This is a genomic window from Leptothoe sp. LEGE 181152 (assembly GCF_032906605.1).
Lineage (GTDB): Bacteria > Cyanobacteriota > Cyanobacteriia > Phormidesmidales > Phormidesmidaceae > Leptothoe > Leptothoe turfae.
This window is the reverse complement of the sequence record NZ_JASATU010000047.1, coordinates 376,921-400,156: the sequence shown is the minus strand read 5'-3', so window position 1 is coordinate 400,156 and position 23,236 is coordinate 376,921. Positions and strand designations below refer to the sequence as shown.

Sequence of the window (23,236 nt, the reverse complement as noted above, 5' to 3'; positions counted from 1 at the left end):
GAAAAGGATTGAGGGCGAGGGATCAAGGGCAACGTATTAGCAATTTAGGTTAACGTTTTCCCTAGGATTACGCCGCTACACTTTGGGATATTTAAAGTGTCTCTGGAGCGAGATCTTTAGTTTTTGGAGAGGAAACTTAAAGTTCAGCGATTGACCGTGGCTCTAAGCTAAATAGGACAAACGTGTTTGAGATGTGCCGTTAAATGAACGCCATTGCGACTCGCTCTATTAACCGCTTGATCAATGGAGCCTTGGCCATTAAGCCCCTGGCCAATTTTGCTAAGGATCGTGCCCGCAACATGATGATCAAACGGGCTGAATCTATTGGGGTGTATTGGCTAGATGAGGTGGCCCAACTGCGATCGCGAGGTAGTGATCAGCCATTTAACCCGGCTTGGGAAAAGGAAAGAGAGGAAATTTGCGATCGCAACCTCACCTATCCCGACTATTACCTCACCAGCTTTCACGCCTACGAAGAAGGCAACCTTGGCTGGGAACCTGCCCTAGAGGAATCGGTGGCAGCCAAAGCCGTCCATGCCCGTCTGTGGCCCGAAGGCGATGCCCAAGGCGACTTGCGTCTACGTCAAAGCCATCTTGATGTCCTGCTTGAAAAATTACCGACACCCCCCGAAACCATCGTGGACATTGGCTGTAGCACCGGACTCAGCACCCGCGCATTGCAACGGGCCTATCCCCAGACAACCACCGTCGGTGTAGATCTATCCGACTACTTTTTAACCGTAGCCCAGTACCAAGCAAATGCAGCTACAGATGGCCTTAAAACGCCCCAGTGGATACATGCCGCCGCCGAGAAGACCGGCTTTGCTGATCAGTCCGTGGATTTAGTCTCAGCGTCTTTGCTATTCCATGAGTTACCTGTTTCCGCAGCCCTGGATGTCATCCACGAAGGATATCGAATCCTACGAGCCGGTGGCCATTTCACCATCATGGACATGAATCCCCAGTCGGAGGTGTACAAGAAAATGCCTGGCTATGTCCTCACCCTACTTAAGAGCACAGAACCCTACCTCGATCAGTACTTTGCTCTGGATTTACATCAGGTGCTGATGGATGCAGGTTTTGCTCAGCCGAGCCAGACGATTAATACCTCTCGGCACCGTGTGGTCATTGCCCAGAAGCCTGCCTAGTTGTCTGGCAAAGCTGAGAGTCAACCAACTTTATTAATGACTTGTAACGTTCTGATTACACACCTTTAAGAAATCCAGGAGATGGCTGGGAATCAATATTTTTATTCTTACAGTGGTTAACAAGGCTGGACAGTTGCCGCCTGGCAGCTATAAAACAGCCTGATTCCTACAGCCACGTTGTCTTGGCTGAGAATCTATGTTGAATACCTTTGGTCTAAATCATTTGGCCCACGCTCTAGAAACTGGCCCTAACGTCTATGGACTTTGTAACATTTCCTTGGTTAACCACCATCATCTTGCTGCCCATTGTGGCAGCATTAATTTTGCCGTTCATCCCAGATACGGATGGCAAAACAATACGGTGGTATTCCCTCATTGTTGGGTTAATTGATTTTGCCCTAATTGTCACTGCCTTTGTGACTGTTTATGATCCCACTAGCTCCGGGATGCAACTGGTGGAAAGCTACAGCTGGGTGCCAGCCCTAGATCTCAAGTGGTCAGTCGGCGTAGATGGCCTCTCGATGCCGCTGGTATTATTGACCGGCTTTATTACCACCCTGGCTGTCTTGGCATCATGGCCAGTCACCCTGAAACCCAAGCTTTTCTACTTCTTGCTGCTGTCAATGTACGGCGCTCAGATTGCAGTATTTGCAGTGCAGGATATGCTGCTCTTCTTCCTGGTATGGGAGCTGGAGCTGATTCCTGTGTACTTGCTGCTGTCAATTTGGGGAGGTAAGCGACGTCTGTACGCAGCCACAAAGTTTATCCTCTACACCGCTGGCGGTTCACTCTTTATTTTGGTAGCAGCCCTAGCCATGGCCTTCTACGGTGACACTGTCACCTTTGACATGCAGGCACTGATGGCTAAGGAATTTCCCATTCGCCTACAGCTCTGGCTATATACCGCATTCTTAGTAGCCTATGCAGTGAAGCTACCCATCTTCCCACTGCATACCTGGCTGCCTGACGCCCATGGTGAAGCCACAGCTCCAGTGCACATGCTACTGGCAGGCATTCTACTGAAGATGGGGGGCTATGCCCTAATTCGCATGAATGTGGAAATGCTGCCCGATGCCCATGCCATCGTGGCCCCCGGACTGATCCTATTTGGCGTCATCAATATTATTTACGCGGCGCTGACATCCTTTGCTCAGCGTAACCTCAAGCGTAAGATCGCCTACTCATCCATTTCCCATATGGGCTTTGTGATCATTGGTATTGCATCCTTTACCAATCTTGGAATGAGCGGTGCGGTACTGCAAATGGTGTCCCATGGATTGATTGGGGCGAGCCTGTTCTTCTTAGTGGGCGCGACCTATGATCGTACCCACACACTGATTCTGCCGGAAATGGGCGGTGTTGGTACCAAGATGCCGAAAATCTTTGCCATGTTTACAGCCTGTTCCATGGCATCCCTGGCTTTACCTGGCATGAGCGGTTTTGTAGCTGAGCTGATGGTCTTTGTAGGCTTTGCCAACAGCGATGCCTACAGTTTTAACTTCAAGCTGGTGATGATTCTGCTGATGGCGGTGGGTGTAATTTTGACCCCGATCTATCTGCTGTCCATGTTACGGGAAATCTTCTTTGGTCCTGAGAACAAGGAGTTAACCGAACATCAGGCACTGATTGATGCAGAACCTCGCGAAGTATTTATCATCGCTTGTTTACTGATTCCCATCGTTGGCTTTGGCCTCTATCCAAAGCTACTCACTCAGGTGTATGACGCTAAAACGATGCAAGTGAGCGAGAGTTTGCGTACAGAGCTGTTTGCCATTGCCGATCGGCAACCGCCGCTACCCATTGGCAATATCCCAACCACCAAGGCACCAGCCATCGGCCAATAGGTCCCGTGTGTAGAGGTGTTCCATGGAACGCCTCTACACATGGAAAAAATTCTTATCCTCTACTAAACTATCGATCTTTACGAGGTTACCCCTTGACAAGGTCGATGGTTTTCTTTATTTCTTAAGCACTCCTACACCAAGATCATCACATTGAATCTGAATCGCTTTGCAGGTGTCATTAACTTCTTTTCGGTGCGAGATTGGGCACTGGAAGCAAGACTACTGCGATGGTTGACCATGCTTTGGTTATTCATCGGCTTGGTAGTTCTATTTTCAGCATCCTTTCCAGTGGCTGATGCAGAAGTTGGTGATGGTGCCCGCTATTTCAAGGCCCAGATTTTATGGATTCTTGTGGGTCTCCTCATGTCTCGGTGGATTACACGCAATCCCCTCAGACTAGTCATGCAGTTTTCTGGGCTGGGATTGTTTGTGTGTTTGGGATTAATCGTGGCAACACATATTCCAGGTTTGGGCGTTACTGTTAACGGGGCGACCCGCTGGCTTCCACTGGGACCATTCCTGATTCAACCTTCGGAACTTCTAAAACCCTTTTTGATTTTGCAGAGTGCCAGACTATTTGGTCGCTGGCACCGGTTCCGTAATACGATGCGGTGGCTATGGCTAGGAATATTTGCCCTTTGCTTGTTAGCAATCTTGGTGCAGCCTAATCTCAGCACCACTGCTGTTTGTGGCATTACGCTGTGGCTGATTGCTTGGGCGTCGGGCCGTCCCTATGGGCAACTGATGATGACAGCTGGAACTGGGGTAGTCGCTGCTTTACTGAGTATTAGCATTAAGGCCTACCAACGGGAGCGGATTATCTCATTCTTAGATCCCTGGGCCCAGGCAAGTGATAATGGCTATCAGCTGGTGCAGAGTCTTTACGCCATTGGTTCTGGTGGTCTATGGGGTACCGGTTTTGGCATGGGTCAGCAGAAGCTGGGGTATCTACCGATTCAATATACTGATTTTATTTTTTCGGTCTACGCCGAGGAATTTGGCTTTATCGGGGCAGTCATGCTGCTGCTGTTTTTAGCGGTTTTTAGCACCGTTGCCCTGCTAGTAGCGCTGAAAGCAAAATCATCAGTTAATCGCCTAATTGCCATTGGTTGCATGGTATTACTAGTGGGCCAGTCTCTGATCAATATTGGAGTAGCAACGGGCTCTTTACCCACCACTGGCCTACCATTCCCCATGATGAGTTACGGCGGTAGCTCGATGATGTCTAGCTTAGTGATTGCTGGGCTCTTGATTCGCGTTGCCCGTGAGGCACATGAAGCAGATATTGTGGCGATGACTGAGCAACCCATTCGTCCCAGGCGTTATCGACCTGGCAGTCGTCGTCGTCGCCATGGGCAACAGCCTCAAACAGCGCCTACTAAAGCTAAGCAGATACCTGACAAACGAATTTTTCGCCCTCGTCCTCCCACACGGATTCACCCTGAAGTGAATGCAAAACCAAAGCTCAGTAGCAAGCCCATCCGCAAACGTAAGCGAATACGAAGCATTTAATGTTTCGATACAACTACAATTAGGAAAGTTAAGAAGCTATGGACAGGGGTCCGTAGGTAACGTTGATTTGCAGCCCGATTTTTTATGTGGGAAACGCTTCAGCTCAGTCTTTATAACCTTAGTCAGCTGGCTAATCAGTGGGTAGGCGCTCAGCTAAACCATCTTTCGTTGGCCAGTGTTGCCATTATTATGGCGGCTGGTTTACTCACCAGCCTGACACCATGCATGTTGTCCATGCTGCCGATCACAGTGGGCTACATGGGCAGTTATGAGCTTGAGAATCGCTGGCAGGCCGTTGGCCAATCTAGCTGGTTTGCTTTGGGTTTAGCCACTACCCTGGCTGGGCTAGGTGTGGTGGCCAGCAGTCTGGGCTGGGTCTATGGTCAGGTAGGTGTGGGCTTGCCCATTGTGGTGAGTGCGATCGCAATCATCATGGGCCTCAATCTCCTCGAAGCTTTACCGCTACCGCCTTTGCCGTCCTACAGCGGCATGGACTTTATGCAAAACAATATTCCGCGATCGCTAAAGTCCTACTTGCTCGGTCTCACCTTCGGCTTAGTGGCCTCACCCTGTAGTACCCCAGTGCTTGCCACATTATTGGCCTGGGTTGGTCAAAAAGGCGATCCGATTCTGGGTAGCTCTCTGTTACTGGCTTATACGATCGGGTATGTTACCCCGCTGGTCATTGCCGGTATTTTCACAGCTTCGATCAAAAAAATTCTGACCATTCGCCAATGGTCTGGTTGGATCACTCCTACTAGCGGTATTCTGCTCATTGGCTTTGGCGTCTTTTCACTGGTATCACGGTTTATGCCAGTTGCCTAATATACAGACGTTACATACAACGTCTCTCCATCAACATTTCCTATGCCTGCTGCCCTCAAACGTTATTTTAAAAAAGAACTGATTCCTCTGCTTGCAGATTTGCGTCTTGCCATCGTTTTGCTGCTGGTGATTGCCGTATTCAGCATCCTGGGTACCGTCATCGAACAAGGGCAAAGCCTAGCCTTTTATCAACAGAACTATCCAGAAGACCCAGCTCTATTCGGTTTTCTTAGCTGGAAAGTACTACTCATAGCAGGCCTGGACCACGTATATCGCACTTGGTGGTACCTCTCCCTGCTAATTCTCTTTGGCGGCAGTCTCACCGCCTGCACTTTCACGCGGCAAATTACGGCCCTAAGGTGGTTTTCACGCACCTGGAACTTCTACAGCAAGCCGCGCCAGTTTGAAAAAATGGCCCTCAGCACCGAGATTAATCAGGGCTCTCTTGACCAGCTCACCGCACTATTGGAAGAAAAACGCTACAAAACCTTCCATAAAGACGGCACCATGCTCTACGCCCATAAAGGTTTAGCAGGGCGCATCGGTCCCATCTTGGTTCATGCCAGCATGCTGATCATTTTGCTGGGAGCCATGTATGGAGCCATGACCGGGTTCTTTGCCCAGGAGATGGTACCCAGCGGCAATACATTTACAGTGCAAAACATTTTTGATGCCGGACCTTGGGCAGGTCCTCAAATTCCCAAAGATTGGTCGGTAAAAGTGAATCGCTTTTGGATTGACTACAGCCCTGAAGGACGTGTTGATCAGTTTTACTCAGACCTATCGGTTCTGAACGACCAAGGTGACGAAGTTAAACGTAAAACCGTATGGGTGAATGAGCCCCTACGTTATCGCAATGTCACCATGTACCAAGCGGATTGGTCCATTGCAGGAGTGCGGGTGAAAGTCAATAATAGTCCCATTTTGCAATTGCCCATGGCCCCCATAGCCACTGAAGATGGTGGCAAGCTTTGGGGAACTTGGGTACCCACCAAACCCGACATGAGTGCTGGCGTATCGCTGATTACCCAAGATTTACAGGGAACTTTGTTGGTTTACAACGAGCAAGGTGAGCTAATTTCCACGGTGCGAGAAGGCATGTCGGTGGACGTTAATGGGGTGACTCTATCAGTGGCTGAGATTATTGGCAGTACTGGCCTCCAGATCAAAGCAGATCCAGGTGTACCCTTTGTTTACTTAGGCTTTGCGTTACTGATGTTGGGGGTGGTTATGAGCTATATCTCCCACTCTCAAGTTTGGGCATTACAAGAAGGGAATCAGCTTTATGTGGGAGGCCGGACTAACCGGGCTCAGGTGGTGTTTGAGCGAGAATTAGTCGCAGTGTTGGATGAACTAAGCACTCAGGCAGATGCCGAACCAACGGAGGAATTAGTCGTTTTCTAGAGAACATTTTCTATGGGGCAATTGCCACCAACCATATTAAAAACAAGATAATCGAGAACCCTATCCAGTCAGGAGCAGTTCTAGAATGAAAACCCTTGCAAAATGGTCTATCAACGACTATCACCAGATGGTAGCAGCGGGTATTTTAGATAATCGCCAGGTGGAGCTGCTAGCGGGGGAGACATCATCGAAACGGCACCGGAAACCCCACTCCCTTACAATGTTGCCAAACGGGATTCTCGCTATCTAGAAACTTTGCTCCAGGGTAAGGCTGATGTTCGCTTCAATAGTCCCATCACTTTGGCAGCTTCCGAACCGGAGCCAGATATAGCTATTGTTCGGTTACCAGAGTCTACCTACGACAATCGTCATCCTTATCCTCAAGACATTTCAGGTGCATCGATTTGTTATGCGACTTTTTATGAATTAACGCCGTTGCCATTCCAATTTGGGCACGCCTAGCCTCTTGGCAAACGTTCCATCCCAATCGACTTTCAGGCCAACACGTTCAAGTTCTTCACGAATAACGTTTCCGATTTCCGGCCCCTTGGTTTCTTCCTCAGTTGGATCGACTGGGCCAAACGCGAAGTACAGGCCACCACCATACACAGCACGTTCAAGGTCCTGTCCGTGATAGAAGCAATAACCCAGAACTGACGACTTGTTCGGGTGATTCTCATAAGCATCAAGAAAGTCTTCATAGCCATCGCTTTGCGTGTAGCCCGCATTTTGTAATGCGATAATCCCGCGTTCGTTGATTGCGGCAAAAGCTGAATCGAGGCGATCACAATCAGTCACCTCGGGCCATGTTTGTTTTTCCGCTTCCCATGTTTCGAATTCAACGTCAATTGCCGCCGACACTTCGTCTGGCTCAAGGTCTCCAGGCGCGTACATCTCCTCGCAGAAGATATCCATCAGGCGGTTCTTGCGGTAGAACCCTGAGCGAACCAAAGCGGCAATTTCTTGAACGGTTTCTGAACTGAGCATCGTGATGATTCAGATACGCGAGTGGAATCAGCAACATACCGATTGAGTCCAGCGGCGATTAATAGCCTTGTTATTCGACCGAGCATCTTTAATCGCCTTCGACTGCGGTTATATCGCTAGGTTAAGCGATTCGCTTCAGTGTATCCAATCCATCGTTCAGAGTTTCGTCATCTGCGTGTTCAACACCGAAAACTGCATCCATCAAAGCAAACATCTGATGATAAAAAGGCGATCGCTCCAGTAATGATCCAACTACCGGATAAGTTAAGTCAAGCTGCTCAACAAACAGACTGCCATAACTGGCAAACAGCCCTGCTATGTCCCAACCAGGATCACCCCACCCTAATGAACCGAAGTCAATAACACCCGTGATATTCTTTTCACCGTCCCACAGAATATTACTCGAACCAAAGTCACCGTGTCGCAGCACACAAGGCAGGTTCGGCAGTTGCTCGATATGGGATTGAATTTGAGAACGCAAAACTTTGGCAGTCGTAGAAGTTACCTTAGGAAAAACAAATCGCTCTGCTTTATCGAGAAAATTCGTCCACCATCTTTGATCGATGCAGGGTAAATCAATATCACCCAAGACAACTGACTCGATCTCATGTAGAGACTTCAAGAAACTACCAAGCTGAGTTGCTAGATGCTCTTGGGTTAAGTTGCTAAGATTTTGCACTGACCATAGCGGTTCACCTGGAAGTCGGGAATGAAGGGTCACAATTTCATCTCCAACCTCTACGATTTGCATAACGGGAACTGGCAGAACAAGCAGGTTACGAAGTCGTGGTAAAACAGACACTTCTTGACGAACTCCTGCGACCGCTTCAATATTTCGAGGACGACGAATTACAACATTACCTAAGACAGCAACATCACTGTTTTGGCTGTCGAACAGTTCCATAAAAGAGTTTCAATCAACACTAAAGGTTTCTGCTCAAAATCCATAGTAGGTTGTTCGATTGCTCCTAGTTCCAACTAAGTTTGTTTGGATATCATAAGGTCATCGAGTTTGGAGGCCAAGTATGATGGCCAAACGCAAGCAACGAGGGACAGCAGGGGATAAAACGATCTGCCTGCCCATCGCCGATAGCATTGATTATGACCAGTTGGTTGAGGACCGTGAGGCCTACCGAGAGTACCTGAACGAGCAAATAGCCAGCTATCCGGAGCTGTTCCCCGAGGGAATTGAGGAGGGATATCGGTTTCATGGGTGGGTGACCTCAGCTCGTCAGCACCTGAAAACACGTCGTATATATCTTCCCAAACAAAAAACAGCCTATCAACTGCGTCCCGATTTCGTCACGCCTTATATGAGTGAAACGTCTGAGCTAGCAGGCAAAGCAATGTATTTGAGAAAGCATGGCCTCTCTTATGATGGGATTGCTTACGTATTGGGCCGCTCGGAGATGCATTGGTATCGGTTGTGTCAATCTCTTGGCCGAGCATCCATTGTCGGAACAACGTTGAAAACAGAAGAGTCGCTCCCCCCCATCTAGTGGCCGATGAAAACATGGTAGCCATCAAGGAGAGCGTATCTATTGGGTGGTGACAGCGGCTAAGGGGTGTATTGTGGGCATCTGAGCCCAACGGCTGGATACGAGGACTTGCAAGCGGCGTATGGGGACTTTGAGCGAGAGATGAGCGACCATGCCCCTGACTATCGACCTGAGACAGTCACCACCGATGGATGGGACGCGACTCGTCGAGCCTGGGAAACCCTATTTCCTGGCATCACCTGGATTCTATGCTTTCTACATGAGGTGATTAAAGTGCGTGATTGGTGTCGCTCTAAGCCTGAGTTACGCACCTGCTTAACCGACAAGCTTTGGCATATCTATCACGCCACCAGCAAACGTCAATTTGCTCAGCGATTGCGTCGTTTTCTCGAATGGACACAATCGGTGGAGCTTCCCGACGCCATCCATGACCGGTTACAACGACTCAGAGAAAAATCTCTATTTTTCCAGAGAGCCTTCGACTTTCCTAATGCCTATCGCACCAGTAATCAGGTGGATCGCCCCATGAACTATCTCGACCGGGCACTCTATGCCATGCAAGATTTTCATGGGGCTTGGGAGGCTGCTGAGTTATCCGTTCGCTCCATGGCGATGCTGTGGAACTTTCATCCATTCTGTCGTAAAACTCAGCAGCAAAATGGAGGCTGTTTGTGTCCCTTTGAGAAACTCAATGGCTTCCGATATCATGACGACTGGATGCGTAATTTGTTAATTGCCTCTTCTCTCAATGGACGGAGACCGTTGATTACATCCCCTCACACAAACTGAGGTGGAATCAGGATTGCTCAATAGTTATTGCTCAATAGTTATTGCCCAATAGCCTATAACTAAGGCAGCCAGGGATATTGGCTAAAATCAGGCGGACGTTTTTCCAGAAAAGCCTGTTTTCCTTCAGCACCTTCTTCTGTCAAGTAATACAGCAACGTAGCATTACCCGCTAATTCTTGCAGACCAGCTTGACCATCGCAGTCGGCATTAAATGCGGACTTAAGACAGCGAATGGCAGTAGGGCTTTTTTGAAGAACTTCCTGTGCCCACTGAATGCCTTCTGCTTCTAGCTGTTCCACGGGGACAACATGGTTTACCAGTCCCATATTCAGTGCCTGTTGGGCATCGTACTGACGACAGAGAAACCAGATCTCGCGCGCTTTTTTCTGACCGACAATGCGGGCCAGATAGCTAGCCCCAAAGCCCCCATCAAAACTCCCCACCTTAGGGCCAGTCTGACCGAATATGGCATTATCCGCAGCAATGGTCAGGTCACAAATCAAATGCAATACATGGCCACCGCCAATGGCATAGCCTGCCACCAGGGCAATGACTACCTTGGGCATGGATCGAATCAGCCGCTGCAGATCTAGCACATTCAATCGAGGAATGCCATCAGCCCCTACATAGCCTGCTTTACCACGCACGCTCTGGTCACCACCTGCACAAAAGGCATACTTGCCATCGGTGTGGGGACCCGCTCCGGTCAACAGAACAACACCGATGGAGGTGTCTTCTCGCGCATCACAAAAAGCTTCGTAGAGTTCAAATACTGTTTTGGGGCGAAAGGCATTGCGTTTGTGGGGACGATTAATGGTGATCTTCGCAATGCCATTGGCCTTGTGATAAAAAATATCCTCATAGGTTTTGACAGATTGCCAATCAACTTGCATGGTGTGTCTGCTGGTGAATGATCGCCCGATGGGCAATGCCCACCCTACCATTCACTACTCACCACTCACCATTCTCTAATCATTACAAGGCCGTTACAAAGCCAGATCGCAGCAGTCAAAACCATGACATTTACGGGAGAATAGTCGCTAGAGAAAAATAGTGGCTTCAAGTTTTAGCCCCACTGTGCAAATTCATGGCTTACTACTGGTTCAAAGCATTTCATATTTTTGGTGTCGTGGCCTGGTTTGCAGGTCTTTTCTATCTGGCACGTTTATTCATCTATCATGTCGAGGCTGACATGGAGATTGAACCCGCTCAAAGTATTTTGAAAAAGCAATACAGCATTATGGAAAAGCGGCTGTATAACATCATCACTACACCAGCCATGGTGTTAACTGTGGCCATGGCCATAGGCTTACTCACAGTTATGCCTGAATATCTTCATCAGGGGTGGATGCACGCCAAACTTGGCTTTGTAGGATTGCTATTGATCTATCACTTTTACTGTGGTCGCTTAATTAAGCAGTTAGAAAATGGCGAATGTATGTGGAACAGTAAAACGTTGCGGCTCTTTAATGAGGGACCCACTTTATTACTGGTGATCATTGTCATGCTGGTCATCTTTAAGAACCAGTTTCCCACTAGCGCCACCACATGGTTGATTGTGGCTTTAACTATTTCGTTTTTGGCAACTATTCAGCTCTATGCCCGAAAGCGTCGCTTAGATAAAGAACGAGAAGTGGCAGAGGCTACTGACAAGACGAAACAGGCCTTGTCATCTTAGCCATGGGATATGGTATTGACTAACCTGCAAAAAACAATAAACTTTTGCAGGTTACAGCTCTAGGGGAAATGCCTTGTACGATAGCTGCCTGAGTAGCAGTATTTGGCATCCCAAGAGATGTCATAAACTATCAGGTTTCGACTTTGAACCAGTTGTCAAATGTGAACTTTATATTGGCTTGATAAAGTCTCAGCCAACCACTACGGCTTCCTGGTTTGGCATTGGTTGCCCCAGACCTGGTAAAAACTTTTTAGCCATAGCAGGACTTTCCTCTAGCAAGTATGTCAAGAAGCTTTCAGCTACTACAGAAAGCTGCTTACCGGCTAAATGACCAACATACCACTGGCGAGGAATGGGAAAACCTTCAACATCAAGAATGGCAAATTCACCACTCGTGCCTTCAGAAATAATGGTGTGTTGGGATAGGACCGAAACACCTAGACCACCAGCAATCCCTTGCTTAATGGCTTCATTACTACCCAGTTCAAGACGGACTTTTACATCCACATTATTAGCGGCAAATAGCTTTTGTACCGCTTCGCGAGTACCTGAACCTGGCTCACGCATAATGAAGGGCTCGTTATTTAAGGCCTCAATCGGTATATTTGCTTTGCCAGCCAGTGGATGATCTGTAGGCGCAATTACCACCAGCGGGTTATCCAAAAAGGGATAAGTTTTGAGATCAGGCTGGCTGGGCAGTTGGCTGAAAATAAACAAATCATCCCGATTATTGATCATACGCTCCTGAATATTTTGGTGATTTGTCACCTTGAGCGAAATGTCAATGCCAGGATAGCGCTTGCAAAATGGTCCTAACAGGCGTGGAACGAAATATTTGGCAGTTGTAATGACAGCTATACTCAAGCGCCCCTGTTTCATGCCTTTAAGATCGGCAATGGACATTTCAAACTGAGATAGCCCTTGAAAAATTTCTTGACAGGTTTCTAGTAGCTTTTTACCAGCCTGGGTCAGGTATAACCGCTTACCAATTTGTTCAAATAATGGCAATCCTACAGCTTTTGTAAGCTGCTTGACTTGTATTGATACTGTTGGCTGGGTTAAATAAAGTTCTTCGGCTGCACGGGTAAAACTACCGTGGCGCGCAGTTGCTTCAAATACCTTGAGCTGATGGAGCGTCGCATGAATCACGGTCTGAGTCCTCGTTGCAGCTAGCGGTAATCAATCGTCACGTATCCTTCGATAGAGTCTATTCTATCAAAGAAACCTATTAGAGTGGACTTTTTCTATGAATAGTCAGATAAATCGACTTAAAGAATTGTCTGAATTGTTTCTAAAGTTAGGTGCTATTGGCTTTGGAGGTCCCCAGGCTCACATTGCCATGATTAACGATGAGGCAGTTGAGCAACGCGGCTGGCTTGATGCTGATGAGTTTAGCGATGGTCTGGCGTTATGTGAAATGCTTCCAGGCCCAGCCTCGACTCAGATGGGTATTTACACCGGCTATGTTTATGCTGGTTGGTTGGGGGCTTTGGTAGCAGGTCTGGCATTTATTACACCAGCCTTCTTGATTGTGGTAACTCTAAGCTGGGTTTACTTTCAGTTTCAACAGCTACCCCAGCTAATCGCTCTATTTTTTGGGCTATCGCCTGTCATGATCGCCATCATTCTGGGCTTTTGTTATAAGTTAGGCCGCAAATCTATTCAGAACTGGATAGGGATAACAATTGCTGCTATGGCTTTTTTGGCAAGCACATTCAGCAATCTCAGCACCCTGGTTTTATTCTTGCTGGCAGGACTATTAGGGATTGGATTATATGGCTCTAAAAGTCTCCGGTTCAATAGCGTCGCCCCCTTAGGATTATTGGCAACATTGCAGCCTAGTTTTTGGGGAACTGAACGCTTACCAGAATATGGCTGGCCTTTATTTACGTTTTTCCTACAGGTAGGAACACTTATTTTTGGCGGTGGATTAGTCATTATCCCGCTGTTGGAGTTCGAGGTGGTGGAACGTTTAGGTTGGCTATCTACTGCTGACTTTATCAATGGCGTTGCTATCGGACAGCTTAGTCCTGGCCCTGTCGTCCTCACAGCGGCATTTGTGGGGTATAAAATGGCTGGTTTTTTTGGAGCACTTATTTCTGCCATAGGCATTTTTACGCCATCGTTTCTATTTATTATGCTGGCAGCTCCTGTTTTGGTTCGTTTACGACAAAATACTTGGGTCCAGGCATTTCTAAAGGGTATTAAACCAGCTGTAGTCGGCGCGATTATGGCAGCGGCCATCCCCTTAGGGCAAACGGCATTTGGGCGAGAAACTTGGGCGCTATCGATCTTGGCTGGGGTGGTTGCGATCGCATCACTAATCGCCATTATCCGTTTCAAAGTTACCGCATGGAAACTCATTCTAGGCGGTGCTGCGGTGGGTCTCATCGGCTATCCCCTCTTAGGAGGAGCTTAAGTTTTGAGTGTTAAGTGCTGAGTTTTAAGTGATTCCGGTTAAAACGTTTTACACGGCACGAAAATCCGTGAGTAATAAACCTCATAATTTAGAACTCAAATCTTTTCTTACCCACGTGTCTCCCTACTATGCATCTCCAACCTCACCATCGCATTGCGATCCTGCTTCACAACGGCATTACTGGAGCCAAGGGTAAAACCGGGCTTGCCCTGCTGCGCTATAGCCAGAATCCCATTGCCGTTGTTGTGGATGAAACCTGTGCGGATCAATCGATTCAAGAACTTACCGGCATCAATCGAGATGTACCCATCGTGGCCACGATGGCAGCCGCTTTGCACTATCAGCCCGATGTACTGGCTATTGGACTTGCTCCATCTGGAGGTCGTTTACCAGAACCATGGCTGGAAGATGTGAGGGTTGCGATCGCAGCAGGCCTGAATGTGATGAACGGTCTCCACACCTACTTCAACGATGATCCGACGTTGACTAAGTATCTTGACCGAACCCGCTACCCCGACCAGTGGATTTGGGACATGCGCCAGGAAATACCTGGGCTTTCCGTTGGGTCAGGCAAAGCACGCGACTTAAACCATTGCCGTCGCGTATTAGCAGTTGGAACTGACATGGCAGTTGGCAAAATGTCTACATGTATTGAACTGGACCGCGCCACGCAGGCAAAAGGCCTTCGATCACAGCTCATTGCTACTGGTCAAACAGCTCTAATGCTTGGGGCTCCAGGCATAGCCCTCGATGCTGTGCGCGTAGACTTTGCAGCCGGGGCAGTAGAACAAGCTGTCCTCGACCATAGCGCCCAAAATGATGTGCTCTATGTAGAAGGTCAAGGCTCTTTGCTCAATCCAGCCTCGACTGCCACATTACCCTTACTACGGGGCACTCAGCCAACCCATCTTGTCTTGGTACACAAAATTAATCTAGAGCGCATTCAACACTTTCCAGACTTTACTATCCCCCCTATGCAAGAGGTGATTAATCTCTATGAAACTGTAGCTCATGCAGGTGGAACCTACAGAGCACCTCGAATGGTAGGCATTGCTTTGAATACATTTGGAGTCAGTGAAGATGAGGCTAGAAATGCAATTTCAAACTTATCAGAAACGACCGGACTACCTTGTACAGATGTTGTCCGTTTTAGCCCATCTCCAATCCTCGACGTTATTCTAAATACCTAACTCTATTGAGCTTAGATACAATAACCCAAAACTCAAAACTAAGCATTTAGAACAACCTACTTTTTCCTCAAACGATAGGTAATGCGGCCCTTAGTCAAATCATAGGGAGTTAGTTCAACCTTAACCCGATCTCCTGGCAAAATCTTGATGTAATTACGACGAATTTTGCCAGAAATATGAGCTAATACATTAAACCCATTATCTAAATCCACTCGAAACATAGCGTTGGGAAGAGATTCGGTAACAGTCCCTTCCATTTCAATTAAATCTTGCTTAGACAATTAGCTAATCCTCAATTCAATCAATAATCAAACACGAAGCGGACAGACTTCACCGTCCACCCGCTCCAATAGCAGCTACTTGAACACGTTAGAATAACTGCTGACATCGCTAGTGCAATTTAAATCTCTCACGATTGTCCCTTGTTCTAGACAATGGAACCACCGTTATAAGATTAACAAACGATACCCAAATTGCTATGAAATGGTCCGCCAATAGATGTCTACTAATAACATATACATAGACAGTTAACCTATGCTTGTAAAACCTGTTTCAAATCAGCTTCTACAGACCCCATTGCCTGATGCCCATTGACCGACACTAGTTGCTGGCGACTTCTAAAGAATTCAATCAGGGGTTCCGTTTGCTTACGATAAACCTCTAATCGGTTACGAATAACATCTTCGTTATCGTCCTTACGACCGCGCGACAATAAGCGAGATATCAGCACATTATCCGGTACCTCCAGATTCAGCACACATTCACAAGGCTGCTGAATCTCTGCAAGCAGCTTGTCTAGAAAGTTAGCCTGGCTAACATTACGGGGAAAGCCATCCAAAATCCAACCCTTACTGGCATCTTTCTGACCTAAACGCTCACGAATAAGATCCAAAATCAGCTCATCAGGTACCAACTCCCCAGCATTCATATAGGATTCCGCTTTTTGACCAAGCTCACTCTTGGCAGCCACCGCTGCTCGAAGAATATCTCCAGTCGAGATGTGAGGCACATCAAAATCCTTAGATAAAACGGCGGCCTGAGTCCCCTTACCAGCACCAGGAGGACCTAAAAAAATTACTCTGATCACTATTTTTTCACCATACCCTCGTAACGTTGAGAAATCACATAGGTCTGAATCTGCTTGGCTGTATCAATAGCCACACCTACCAAGATCAGCAGAGAAGTAGCACCTAAGCCTTGAAATACGGTTACGCGCAAACCACTTTCTACCATACTGGGAACCACCGCAACGACCCCTAAGAACAAGGCACCAAGGAAAGTTAGACGATTTAAGACTTTCCCAATAAAATCACTAGTAGCCTTACCGGGCCGAATACCTGGGATGCTTGCCCCCATTTTCTTCAAATTCCGCGACATATCTTCAGGATCCACAACCAGTGATGCATAGAAGTAGCTGAAGAACAGAATCATAACCAGATACATCAGGTTGTAAGGTGGAGAACCCGGGCTCAAAAATCGATTTACAAAGTCTGAGATCCCAGGATTAGATAGCGTGCTGGCAATATAAGGAGCCGCCTGTAAAGGTAGAACCAAAATAGCCGACGCAAAAATGATAGGCATCACTCCACCTTGGTTTAGACGCAGAGGCAGGTAGTTGCTCTTTTCCAGATAGAGTTTTCGACCTACCTGTCGTCGTGCGGAAACAATGGGAATTCGACGCATGCCCTCTTGGACAAACACAATCCCCACAACCATAGCCAAATATACAAGGCTGACAACTATGATACCTGCTACTTCCTGACGAGAGGATGTTGGCGACTGAGCTACGGTGACGGCACTATCAAGTAAGCGAGGTAGTGATGAAACAATGTTCAGAAAAATCAGTAAAGAAGCCCCATTACCAACACCACGCTCGGTAATTAACTCCCCTACCCACATCACAAACATTGAGCCAGCAGTTAAAGCAACTGCCGTTTCAACAATGAATAGGATGCCAGGCTCATTCGCAAAAGGACTTAGCAAAAAGCTAGCCAGCAATGTACTCTGCAGTACCGCCCACCCCATCGCAACATAGCGAGTGATTTGGGAAATCTTGCGTCGTCCAGCCTCACCTTCATTTTTCTGTAAATCCTCCAATTGAGGAATAGCGGCTGTCAGCAACTGCATAATGATAGAGGCGTTAATGTAGGGCAAAATGCCTAAGGCAAAAATACCCAACAGGGATAAACCACCACCCACAAAAATATCAAGGAAACCAAGCAGGCCTCCAGCATCAACCTGCTGTGAGAAAGCGACACGATCAATCCCTGGCACAGGGATATACATTCCCAAGCGTACCAACACCAACAATCCCAAAGTCACCAGCAAACGCCCACGCAAACCGGCTGCTTGAGCCATTTGCAAAAACGTTTCCTGAGCGCTTGGTGTCTTCCCTCGACTGACAACCATAATCTTTAGATTCTGTTTTAGATTCTAATTAAACATAAGCTGCGCCCAGGACGGAAACCAAGACACAGCTAACTGAGTTATATGCTTATTCTAGAGGCTTACGCCACGATTTCACAGGTACCACCAGCTGCCTCAATCTTAGCTTTCGCACTTTGGGTAAATGCTGCAGCTTTAACCGTTAAGGCAACATCAAGCTGACCATTGCCCAAAATTTTCAGTGGTCCATCGTTAGATGTAATGATTCCAGCTTCCATCAGAGATTCTATAGTCACCTCTGAACCTGCAGAAAGCTCAGCCAAGCGCGAAACATTTAGCACTGTGAATACCTTTTGATTCACAATGGGAAAATGCTTAAGCTTTGGAATTCGGCGATATAGCGGTAGCTGCCCACCCTCAAAACCAGGGCGCGTAGGGCGACCCGAACGAGATTTTTGCCCTCGCATTCCAAAACCACAAGTAGCCCCCTGTCCGGCTGAAATGCCACGCCCTACGCGACGACGACGGCGTCTTGAACCAGCTTTTGGCTGAATATCCTCTAATCTCATTGTTCTAAATCTCAACAATTTTTAATTATCTCAGATCTAAGCGTAGAGCTTCTCAAGGGGGATATCCCGCTCCTTAGCAACCTCAGAGAAAGTTCTCAATGAGGCCAACGCATCAGCAGCAGCTCGAGCATTATTTAATTGATTACCAGAGCCTAACTGTTTAGCTAAAACGTTCCGCACACCTGCAAGCTCAAGCACAGTACGAACGGCACCACCAGCAATTACACCAGTACCAGGAGCAGCTGGGCGCATGAAGACACGAGCACCACCCGCTTCACCAGTAGCAGGATGAGGCAGCGAATAGGCCTTATTCAAAGGCACATCCACTAAGTTTTTCTTCCCATCAGCTACACCCTTCTTAACAGCACCGATTACGTCGCTGGCTTTACCAACACCAACACCAACTTGGCCTTTCTCATTGCCAATTACTACGATGGCGCGAAAACTTAGCTTTTTACCGCCCTTAACCACCTTAGTGACACGGCGGATTTGAACAACTCGCTCCTGCCACTCTGACTCTTTTTCTTTACCTTTATTGCTCTTGCGACGTTCCTTTGCCATGATTTAACCCTTTAAGAAGTCCTAGAAATCCAGACCAGCCTCACGAGCAGCATCTGCCAGAGCTGCCACACGACCGTGATAAAGCTTACCACCACGGTCAAAAACAACGTGCTTAACTCCCTTAGCTAAGGAACGTTCAGCAATCAACTTACCGACCTTAGCTGAGGCATCCTTAGTAGCGCCAGTATCTCCTTTAAGGTCAGCCTCTAATGTAGATGCTGCAGCCAGGGTGTGATGCTTATAATCATCAATTACCTGGGCATAGATGTGATTATTAGAGCGGTAAACCGCTAACCGAGGGCGCTCAGCAGTACCCTTGACTCGGCGACGAATGCGCGCGTGACGACGACGGGTAGATTGTTTACGCGTAGCTTTCATAACTCAATTACTTCCCTGCTTTACCAGCTTTACGTCTCACCATCTCACCGAGATAGCGTACACCTTTACCCTTATAGGGCTCAGGCGGTCGGGCATCACGAATCTTAGCAGCGACGGTTCCTACTAGTTCCTTATCAATACCAGACACAATTATATTCGTGTTGTTTTCTACCTTGAACTCAATGCCTTTTGGTGGTTCGAATTCGACCGGATGGCTATAGCCCAAGTTCATATTCAAGGTCTTACCCTTGACAGCAGCACGATAACCAACGCCTTTAATCTCAAGACGCTTCTCAAAGCCCTTAGAAACACCCTCTACCATATTGGCAATCAAAGTACGTGACAGCCCATGACATGCTCGCGCAGCACGCGACTCATCTTGACGGGTCACAATTACTTGCTCACCTTCCTGGGTAATATTGACTTCCCCAGGTAAAATGCGAGACAGCTCTCCCTTTGGACCTTTGACAACTACTGATTGAGCATTGATAGACACGGTAACACCTGAAGGTACAGGTACCGGTTTTTTACCAATCCGAGACATTTTAATTTTTCCCTAACCGCCAGCAATAGCCGCGAAAACAACTAATTAATACAAGCAAGGCAAAACATTACCAGACGTAACAGAGCACTTCTCCACCGATACCCTTATGACGAGCATCTCTGTCAGTCATGATGCCACTTGAGGTAGAAACGATGGCAATGCCGATACCCCCCAACACTCGCGGTAAATCTTTGCAGCTTGAATAAACTCGCAAACCCGGCTTACTGACACGAGTCAGATTACGAATAATAGGTTGCTGCATCTTACCCTTGTACTTTAGACTCACCGTCATCATGCGTGCCACACCTTCAGTTGCGTCCGAGGTATCACCAATAAAGCCCTCTTCCTGAAGCACTTTGGCAATATTACGGGTAACTTTGGTAGATGGGATTTGGACAGTCCTATGCCGCGCGAGATTTGCATTTCGAATGCGCGTCAGCATGTCTGAAATCGTATCGTTAGACGCCATATTTCTCTCTCGTATAAACCTTAGTTATCCCGGAACGGCATTCCCAGCTCTTTGAGAAGAGCACGCCCTTCCTCGTCAGTCTTGGCAGTGGTAACAATCGTAATATCCATGCCGCGAACCTGATCAACACTGTCGTAATCGACCTCAGGAAAAATCAACTGCTCACGCAGACCCAAGGTGTAGTTTCCCCGACCATCAAAACTCTTAGGACTAACCCCTCGAAAATCGCGAATACGGGGTAGAACCAAATTGATTAAGCGATTTAGAAACGCATACATACGCTCAGAACGAAGGGTAACCATAACCCCGACTGGCATACCTTGACGAATTTTAAATCCAGCAATCGCCTTCTTAGCACGAGTGATCACAGGCCGTTGACCAGTAATTACACCCACCTCGCTCACAGATGCTTCCAATGCTTTAGCATTCTGTGAGGCTTCTCCTAAACCACGGTTGACAGTTACTTTGAGTACCTTGGGTACCTGGTGTACATTTTTGTACTCAAATTGCTCCATTAACTTAGGAACAACCTTTGTATTGTAAAAATTTTTCAGCTGTTCAGCCATTCTCTCGTTCCTTTCCCTGGGCTTGGTCAGGGACAAATAGTGAGCTAATCAATGATCTCGCCTGTCTTTTTCAAGATGCGGACTTTACGACCATCATCGGTAAACGTATAGCCAACACGACTAACAACTTTTTCCTTTTTGGAATAAAGCATCACGTTTGAACTATGAATCGGAAACTCAGATGTAACAATCTGTCCCGACTCCCCCTCTTGACGAGGCTTAACATGCTTAGTACGAATGTTGACACCTTCAACAATTATCAGGCTCTTCTTAGGCAAAACAGCAGTAATTTCGCCTACTTTGCCTTTATCCTTACCGGTGATAACCTGCACAGTGTCGCCTTTCTTAACGTGCATCTTGTGACGCACAGCTTGTTTGCTAGCCACTACAGTACCTCCGGTGCTAGTGAAACAATTTTGGTAAAGTTTCTGTCACGCAACTCACGAGCAACAGGCCCAAAAACTCGAGTACCTTTTGGATTGTTGTCATTATTAATGAGAACAGCGGCATTATCATCAAAACGAATGCTCATACCACTGTTGCGACGAAGATTTTTCTTGGTACGTACAACAACAGCACGGACAACGTCAGATTTCTTTACACCCATGTTTGGTAGCGCGTCCTTAACAACGGCGATAATGACATCACCCACGCTCGCATAGCGACGATTACCGCCGAGAACACGAATGCACATTAGCTTTCGTGCGCCGCTGTTGTCTGCCACATTCAGATATGTTTCCTGCTGAATCATTAGTTGGCTCCCCTACACTTTTTCAGAACGGCCTACAATATCGGCAACGACCCAGCACTTGGTTCGGCTAAGAGGGCGACTTTCGCGAATACGAACAATATCGCCATCCTTACACTCATTAGCATCGTCATGGGCCTTGTACTTTTTAGTACGGACGACGATTTTCTGATATTTGGGGTGGGGGACACGATTTTCAACAGCCACAACAACTGTCTTATCCATTTTGTCGCTCACCACTCGCCCCGTTAGTTCTCTAGCTGCCATAGCTTTTTCAACTCCTACTGCTCGCTACTCACTGCCGCATTTTCGCTAGTCGTCGCACCAACACTCAGTTGCCGTTCACGCTCGATAGTCATTAGCTGAGCCAATTTACGACGAGCATGCTTAAACTGATGAAATCCTGTCTCCATCTGACGGGTGGCTAGCTGGAAGCGCAAATCAAACAGTTCACGCTTAACATTAGCAATTTCAGTAGACAGCTCATCTTCACTGAGTTTCCTCAACTCTTTAGCCTTAGAAAGCGCCATAAATTATCCCTCCAATCCTTCACGAGCGATGAATTTTGTTTTGAATGGCAGCTTAAAGGATGCTAAACGCATCGCCTCACGGGCAATTTCCTCAGGCACACCAGTAATTTCAAAAACAATTCGACCGGGCTTGATCACAGCAACCCAAAATTCAGGGTTACCCTTACCAGATCCCATACGGGTCTCAGCCGGACGCATCGTCACAGGCTTATCTGGGAAAACACGAATCCAAATTTTCCCGCCACGCTTCACATAACGAGTCATCGCACGACGAGCAGCCTCAATTTGGCGAGAAGTCATCCAAGAGCACTCAGTGGCTTGGAGAGCATATTCACCAAAGTTAATTGTGCTGCCACGATGGGCCATACCGCGCATACGACCGCGATGCTGTTTACGAAATTTTGTTCTTCTAGGACTCAGCATGATGCTTAAACAGGCTAAACAGTTAAAGAGAAATAATTAGGACTCGTTAGAACGGTCCTCGAACTGTTGACGACGACGTGGCTGACGACGACGTGGCTGATTATTAGCAGGTTGAGGAACATCTTCCTGACCTGGAATAATTTCACCTTTGAAAACCCAGACCTTAATGCCTAGAATTCCGTAAGTAGTCTGAGCAGTTTTGTAGGCGTAGTCAATGTTCGCGCGCAACGTATGCAGGGGCACACGCCCTTCACGTGTCCATTCAGTACGAGCGATTTCAGCCCCATTCAAACGACCACTAACCTGAATTTTGATCCCTTCAACACCAGCACGTTGAGCACGTTGAATTGTCTGTCTTACCACTCGGCGAAACGATACACGTCGTTCAAGCTGCTGAGTAATGTATTCAGCAATCAGAGCAGCTTCAGCATCAACTCGAGCAACCTCGATTACATTGATACGAATTTGACGGGTATTATCTTTGAGTTGTTTTTGTAAACCAGCCCGCAGAGACTCAATACCTGTGCCACCACGACCAACAACAACACCAGGTCGAGCTGTGTGCACCTCTAAATCAATTTGATCGGCTTTACGAGCAATCTTGATATCAGAGATACCAGCGTTATTGAGGGTTTTCTCAATAAACTGACGAATTACATGATCCTCTTGCAATTGACTAGGGTACTGCTTTGAGTCGGCATACCAACAAGAAGCGTGCTCTTTAGTAATGCCAAGACGAAAGCCAATTGGGTGAATTTTTTGTCCCAC

29 protein-coding genes and 1 pseudogene are annotated in these 23,236 nt (G+C 47.4%); 11 read left to right on the top strand and 19 right to left on the bottom strand.

Features of this window, described 5'->3' with window-relative positions; genetic code table 11:
• The first annotated feature begins 203 nt into the window (after positions 1-203).
• The 6 genes and pseudogenes from QGP82_RS24435 to QGP82_RS24410 all read left to right on the top strand — a co-directional run.
• The gene (locus QGP82_RS24435) at positions 204-1,148 is read left to right on the top strand and encodes a class I SAM-dependent methyltransferase (RefSeq protein WP_499061298.1); all 945 of its coding nucleotides are present in this window, start codon (positions 204-206) and stop codon (positions 1,146-1,148) included.
• Positions 1,149-1,405: 257 nt separating this feature from the next.
• The gene (locus QGP82_RS24430; protein ID WP_163661917.1) at positions 1,406-2,992 is read left to right on the top strand and encodes an NAD(P)H-quinone oxidoreductase subunit 4; all 1,587 of its coding nucleotides are present in this window, start codon (positions 1,406-1,408) and stop codon (positions 2,990-2,992) included.
• Between the two features lie 150 nt (positions 2,993-3,142).
• Complete coding sequence (locus QGP82_RS24425; protein ID WP_499061297.1) at positions 3,143-4,504, top strand: FtsW/RodA/SpoVE family cell cycle protein; 1,362 nt, start codon at positions 3,143-3,145, stop codon at positions 4,502-4,504.
• 84 nt (positions 4,505-4,588) lie between these two features.
• Positions 4,589-5,329, top strand: coding sequence for a cytochrome c biogenesis protein CcdA (locus tag QGP82_RS24420; protein WP_163661920.1), 741 nt, complete (start codon positions 4,589-4,591; stop codon positions 5,327-5,329).
• Between the two features lie 42 nt (positions 5,330-5,371).
• Entirely contained in the window at positions 5,372-6,733 is a 1,362-nt protein-coding gene (locus QGP82_RS24415) for a cytochrome c biogenesis protein (RefSeq protein WP_499061296.1), read from the top strand.
• 85 nt (positions 6,734-6,818) lie between these two features.
• Positions 6,819-7,123, top strand: a pseudogene (locus QGP82_RS24410) (Uma2 family endonuclease); the annotation flags it as partial.
• Positions 7,124-7,159: 36 nt separating this feature from the next.
• Here QGP82_RS24410 and QGP82_RS24405 read toward each other — a convergent pair.
• Complete coding sequence (locus tag QGP82_RS24405; RefSeq protein WP_163661925.1) at positions 7,160-7,720, bottom strand: DUF6891 domain-containing protein; 561 nt, start codon at positions 7,718-7,720, stop codon at positions 7,160-7,162.
• 121 nt (positions 7,721-7,841) lie between these two features.
• Positions 7,842-8,624, bottom strand: coding sequence for an aminoglycoside phosphotransferase family protein (locus QGP82_RS24400; RefSeq protein WP_499061295.1), 783 nt, complete (start codon positions 8,622-8,624; stop codon positions 7,842-7,844).
• Between the two features lie 121 nt (positions 8,625-8,745).
• On the opposite strand from QGP82_RS24400, the gene QGP82_RS24395 reads away from it, so the two are divergent.
• Positions 8,746-9,219: a hypothetical protein gene (locus QGP82_RS24395; protein WP_163665170.1), complete on the top strand. Its 474-nt coding sequence runs from the start codon at positions 8,746-8,748 to the stop codon at positions 9,217-9,219.
• A gap of 108 nt (positions 9,220-9,327) precedes the next feature.
• On the top strand, positions 9,328-10,008 hold the full coding sequence (locus QGP82_RS24390; protein WP_499061294.1) for a hypothetical protein: 681 nt from the start codon (positions 9,328-9,330) through the stop codon (positions 10,006-10,008).
• Positions 10,009-10,067: 59 nt separating this feature from the next.
• Here QGP82_RS24390 and menB read toward each other — a convergent pair whose 3' ends face one another.
• Positions 10,068-10,901: a 1,4-dihydroxy-2-naphthoyl-CoA synthase gene (gene menB, locus QGP82_RS24385; protein ID WP_163661929.1), complete on the bottom strand. Its 834-nt coding sequence runs from the start codon at positions 10,899-10,901 to the stop codon at positions 10,068-10,070.
• A gap of 194 nt (positions 10,902-11,095) precedes the next feature.
• Here menB and hemJ point away from each other — a divergent pair, with 194 nt between their 5' ends.
• Positions 11,096-11,686 (top strand): protoporphyrinogen oxidase HemJ, encoded by a 591-nt coding sequence (gene hemJ, locus QGP82_RS24380; protein ID WP_163661931.1) that lies wholly within the window; start codon positions 11,096-11,098, stop codon positions 11,684-11,686.
• A gap of 189 nt (positions 11,687-11,875) precedes the next feature.
• On the opposite strand, the gene QGP82_RS24375 is transcribed toward hemJ, so the two are convergent.
• On the bottom strand, positions 11,876-12,835 hold the full coding sequence (locus QGP82_RS24375; protein WP_163661932.1) for a LysR substrate-binding domain-containing protein: 960 nt from the start codon (positions 12,833-12,835) through the stop codon (positions 11,876-11,878).
• A gap of 97 nt (positions 12,836-12,932) precedes the next feature.
• On the opposite strand from QGP82_RS24375, the gene chrA reads away from it, so the two are divergent.
• The gene (gene chrA, locus QGP82_RS24370; RefSeq protein WP_163661934.1) at positions 12,933-14,105 is read left to right on the top strand and encodes a chromate efflux transporter; all 1,173 of its coding nucleotides are present in this window, start codon (positions 12,933-12,935) and stop codon (positions 14,103-14,105) included.
• A gap of 128 nt (positions 14,106-14,233) precedes the next feature.
• Positions 14,234-15,295 carry an N-acetyltransferase DgcN family protein gene (locus tag QGP82_RS24365; RefSeq protein WP_163661936.1) on the top strand — a complete coding sequence of 354 codons (1,062 nt, stop codon included), beginning with the start codon at positions 14,234-14,236 and terminating at the stop codon, positions 15,293-15,295.
• A gap of 56 nt (positions 15,296-15,351) precedes the next feature.
• Here QGP82_RS24365 and infA read toward each other — a convergent pair whose 3' ends face one another.
• The 15 genes from infA to rpsC form a co-directional block, all read right to left on the bottom strand.
• A complete protein-coding gene (infA, locus tag QGP82_RS24360) occupies positions 15,352-15,576 on the bottom strand; it encodes a translation initiation factor IF-1 (RefSeq protein WP_006276978.1) in 225 nt (74 codons plus the stop codon).
• Positions 15,577-15,827: 251 nt separating this feature from the next.
• Positions 15,828-16,382 (bottom strand): adenylate kinase, encoded by a 555-nt coding sequence (locus QGP82_RS24355; RefSeq protein WP_163661938.1) that lies wholly within the window; start codon positions 16,380-16,382, stop codon positions 15,828-15,830.
• The gene (gene secY, locus QGP82_RS24350; protein ID WP_163661940.1) at positions 16,382-17,704 is read right to left on the bottom strand and encodes a preprotein translocase subunit SecY; all 1,323 of its coding nucleotides are present in this window, start codon (positions 17,702-17,704) and stop codon (positions 16,382-16,384) included. Before secY ends, QGP82_RS24355 begins: the two co-directional genes overlap by 1 nt.
• 98 nt (positions 17,705-17,802) lie before the next feature.
• Positions 17,803-18,249: a 50S ribosomal protein L15 gene (rplO, locus tag QGP82_RS24345; RefSeq protein ID WP_163661942.1), complete on the bottom strand. Its 447-nt coding sequence runs from the start codon at positions 18,247-18,249 to the stop codon at positions 17,803-17,805.
• 36 nt (positions 18,250-18,285) lie between these two features.
• The gene (rpsE, locus tag QGP82_RS24340; protein ID WP_163661944.1) at positions 18,286-18,810 is read right to left on the bottom strand and encodes a 30S ribosomal protein S5; all 525 of its coding nucleotides are present in this window, start codon (positions 18,808-18,810) and stop codon (positions 18,286-18,288) included.
• A gap of 21 nt (positions 18,811-18,831) precedes the next feature.
• Entirely contained in the window at positions 18,832-19,188 is a 357-nt protein-coding gene (gene rplR, locus QGP82_RS24335; protein ID WP_006515900.1) for a 50S ribosomal protein L18, read from the bottom strand.
• Between the two features lie 7 nt (positions 19,189-19,195).
• The gene (gene rplF / locus QGP82_RS24330; RefSeq protein WP_163661946.1) at positions 19,196-19,732 is read right to left on the bottom strand and encodes a 50S ribosomal protein L6; all 537 of its coding nucleotides are present in this window, start codon (positions 19,730-19,732) and stop codon (positions 19,196-19,198) included.
• A gap of 67 nt (positions 19,733-19,799) precedes the next feature.
• A complete protein-coding gene (gene rpsH / locus QGP82_RS24325) occupies positions 19,800-20,201 on the bottom strand; it encodes a 30S ribosomal protein S8 (protein WP_163661948.1) in 402 nt (133 codons plus the stop codon).
• A gap of 20 nt (positions 20,202-20,221) precedes the next feature.
• A complete protein-coding gene (rplE, locus tag QGP82_RS24320; RefSeq protein ID WP_163661950.1) occupies positions 20,222-20,767 on the bottom strand; it encodes a 50S ribosomal protein L5 in 546 nt (181 codons plus the stop codon).
• A gap of 44 nt (positions 20,768-20,811) precedes the next feature.
• Entirely contained in the window at positions 20,812-21,123 is a 312-nt protein-coding gene (gene rplX, locus QGP82_RS24315; RefSeq protein ID WP_163671561.1) for a 50S ribosomal protein L24, read from the bottom strand.
• Positions 21,124-21,152: 29 nt separating this feature from the next.
• Positions 21,153-21,518 (bottom strand): 50S ribosomal protein L14, encoded by a 366-nt coding sequence (gene rplN, locus QGP82_RS24310; protein ID WP_006515905.1) that lies wholly within the window; start codon positions 21,516-21,518, stop codon positions 21,153-21,155.
• 12 nt (positions 21,519-21,530) lie between these two features.
• On the bottom strand, positions 21,531-21,782 hold the full coding sequence (rpsQ, locus tag QGP82_RS24305; RefSeq protein ID WP_163661952.1) for a 30S ribosomal protein S17: 252 nt from the start codon (positions 21,780-21,782) through the stop codon (positions 21,531-21,533).
• 14 nt (positions 21,783-21,796) lie between these two features.
• On the bottom strand, positions 21,797-22,045 hold the full coding sequence (gene rpmC, locus QGP82_RS24300) for a 50S ribosomal protein L29 (RefSeq protein WP_163661954.1): 249 nt from the start codon (positions 22,043-22,045) through the stop codon (positions 21,797-21,799).
• 3 nt (positions 22,046-22,048) lie between these two features.
• Positions 22,049-22,468, bottom strand: coding sequence for a 50S ribosomal protein L16 (gene rplP, locus QGP82_RS24295; RefSeq protein ID WP_006515908.1), 420 nt, complete (start codon positions 22,466-22,468; stop codon positions 22,049-22,051).
• 36 nt (positions 22,469-22,504) lie between these two features.
• Entirely contained in the window at positions 22,505-23,236 is a 732-nt protein-coding gene (gene rpsC / locus QGP82_RS24290) for a 30S ribosomal protein S3 (protein WP_006515909.1), read from the bottom strand.

What these genes read in the sequence shown, in the direction of transcription:
- QGP82_RS24435 (WP_499061298.1), top strand. Translation starts at nt 204, where the DNA reads ATGAACGCCATTGCGACTCGCTCTATTAACCGCTTGATCAATGGAGCC.
- QGP82_RS24430 (WP_163661917.1), top strand. Translation starts at nt 1,406, where the DNA reads ATGGACTTTGTAACATTTCCTTGGTTAACCACCATCATCTTGCTGCCC.
- QGP82_RS24420 (WP_163661920.1), top strand. Translation starts at nt 4,589, where the DNA reads ATGTGGGAAACGCTTCAGCTCAGTCTTTATAACCTTAGTCAGCTGGCT.
- QGP82_RS24415 (WP_499061296.1), top strand. Translation starts at nt 5,372, where the DNA reads ATGCCTGCTGCCCTCAAACGTTATTTTAAAAAAGAACTGATTCCTCTG.
- QGP82_RS24405 (WP_163661925.1), bottom strand. Translation starts at nt 7,720, where the DNA reads ATGCTCAGTTCAGAAACCGTTCAAGAAATTGCCGCTTTGGTTCGCTCA.
- QGP82_RS24400 (WP_499061295.1), bottom strand. Translation starts at nt 8,624, where the DNA reads ATGGAACTGTTCGACAGCCAAAACAGTGATGTTGCTGTCTTAGGTAAT.
- QGP82_RS24395 (WP_163665170.1), top strand. Translation starts at nt 8,746, where the DNA reads ATGATGGCCAAACGCAAGCAACGAGGGACAGCAGGGGATAAAACGATC.
- menB (WP_163661929.1), bottom strand. Translation starts at nt 10,901, where the DNA reads ATGCAAGTTGATTGGCAATCTGTCAAAACCTATGAGGATATTTTTTAT.
- hemJ (WP_163661931.1), top strand. Translation starts at nt 11,096, where the DNA reads ATGGCTTACTACTGGTTCAAAGCATTTCATATTTTTGGTGTCGTGGCC.
- chrA (WP_163661934.1), top strand. Translation starts at nt 12,933, where the DNA reads ATGAATAGTCAGATAAATCGACTTAAAGAATTGTCTGAATTGTTTCTA.
- QGP82_RS24365 (WP_163661936.1), top strand. Translation starts at nt 14,234, where the DNA reads ATGCATCTCCAACCTCACCATCGCATTGCGATCCTGCTTCACAACGGC.
- secY (WP_163661940.1), bottom strand. Translation starts at nt 17,704, where the DNA reads ATGGTTGTCAGTCGAGGGAAGACACCAAGCGCTCAGGAAACGTTTTTG.
- rplO (WP_163661942.1), bottom strand. Translation starts at nt 18,249, where the DNA reads ATGAGATTAGAGGATATTCAGCCAAAAGCTGGTTCAAGACGCCGTCGT.
- rpsE (WP_163661944.1), bottom strand. Translation starts at nt 18,810, where the DNA reads ATGGCAAAGGAACGTCGCAAGAGCAATAAAGGTAAAGAAAAAGAGTCA.
- rplR (WP_006515900.1), bottom strand. Translation starts at nt 19,188, where the DNA reads ATGAAAGCTACGCGTAAACAATCTACCCGTCGTCGTCACGCGCGCATT.
- rplF (WP_163661946.1), bottom strand. Translation starts at nt 19,732, where the DNA reads ATGTCTCGGATTGGTAAAAAACCGGTACCTGTACCTTCAGGTGTTACC.
- rpsH (WP_163661948.1), bottom strand. Translation starts at nt 20,201, where the DNA reads ATGGCGTCTAACGATACGATTTCAGACATGCTGACGCGCATTCGAAAT.
- rplE (WP_163661950.1), bottom strand. Translation starts at nt 20,767, where the DNA reads ATGGCTGAACAGCTGAAAAATTTTTACAATACAAAGGTTGTTCCTAAG.
- rplX (WP_163671561.1), bottom strand. Translation starts at nt 21,123, where the DNA reads ATGCACGTTAAGAAAGGCGACACTGTGCAGGTTATCACCGGTAAGGAT.
- rplN (WP_006515905.1), bottom strand. Translation starts at nt 21,518, where the DNA reads ATGATTCAGCAGGAAACATATCTGAATGTGGCAGACAACAGCGGCGCA.
- rpsQ (WP_163661952.1), bottom strand. Translation starts at nt 21,782, where the DNA reads ATGGCAGCTAGAGAACTAACGGGGCGAGTGGTGAGCGACAAAATGGAT.
- rpmC (WP_163661954.1), bottom strand. Translation starts at nt 22,045, where the DNA reads ATGGCGCTTTCTAAGGCTAAAGAGTTGAGGAAACTCAGTGAAGATGAG.
- rplP (WP_006515908.1), bottom strand. Translation starts at nt 22,468, where the DNA reads ATGCTGAGTCCTAGAAGAACAAAATTTCGTAAACAGCATCGCGGTCGT.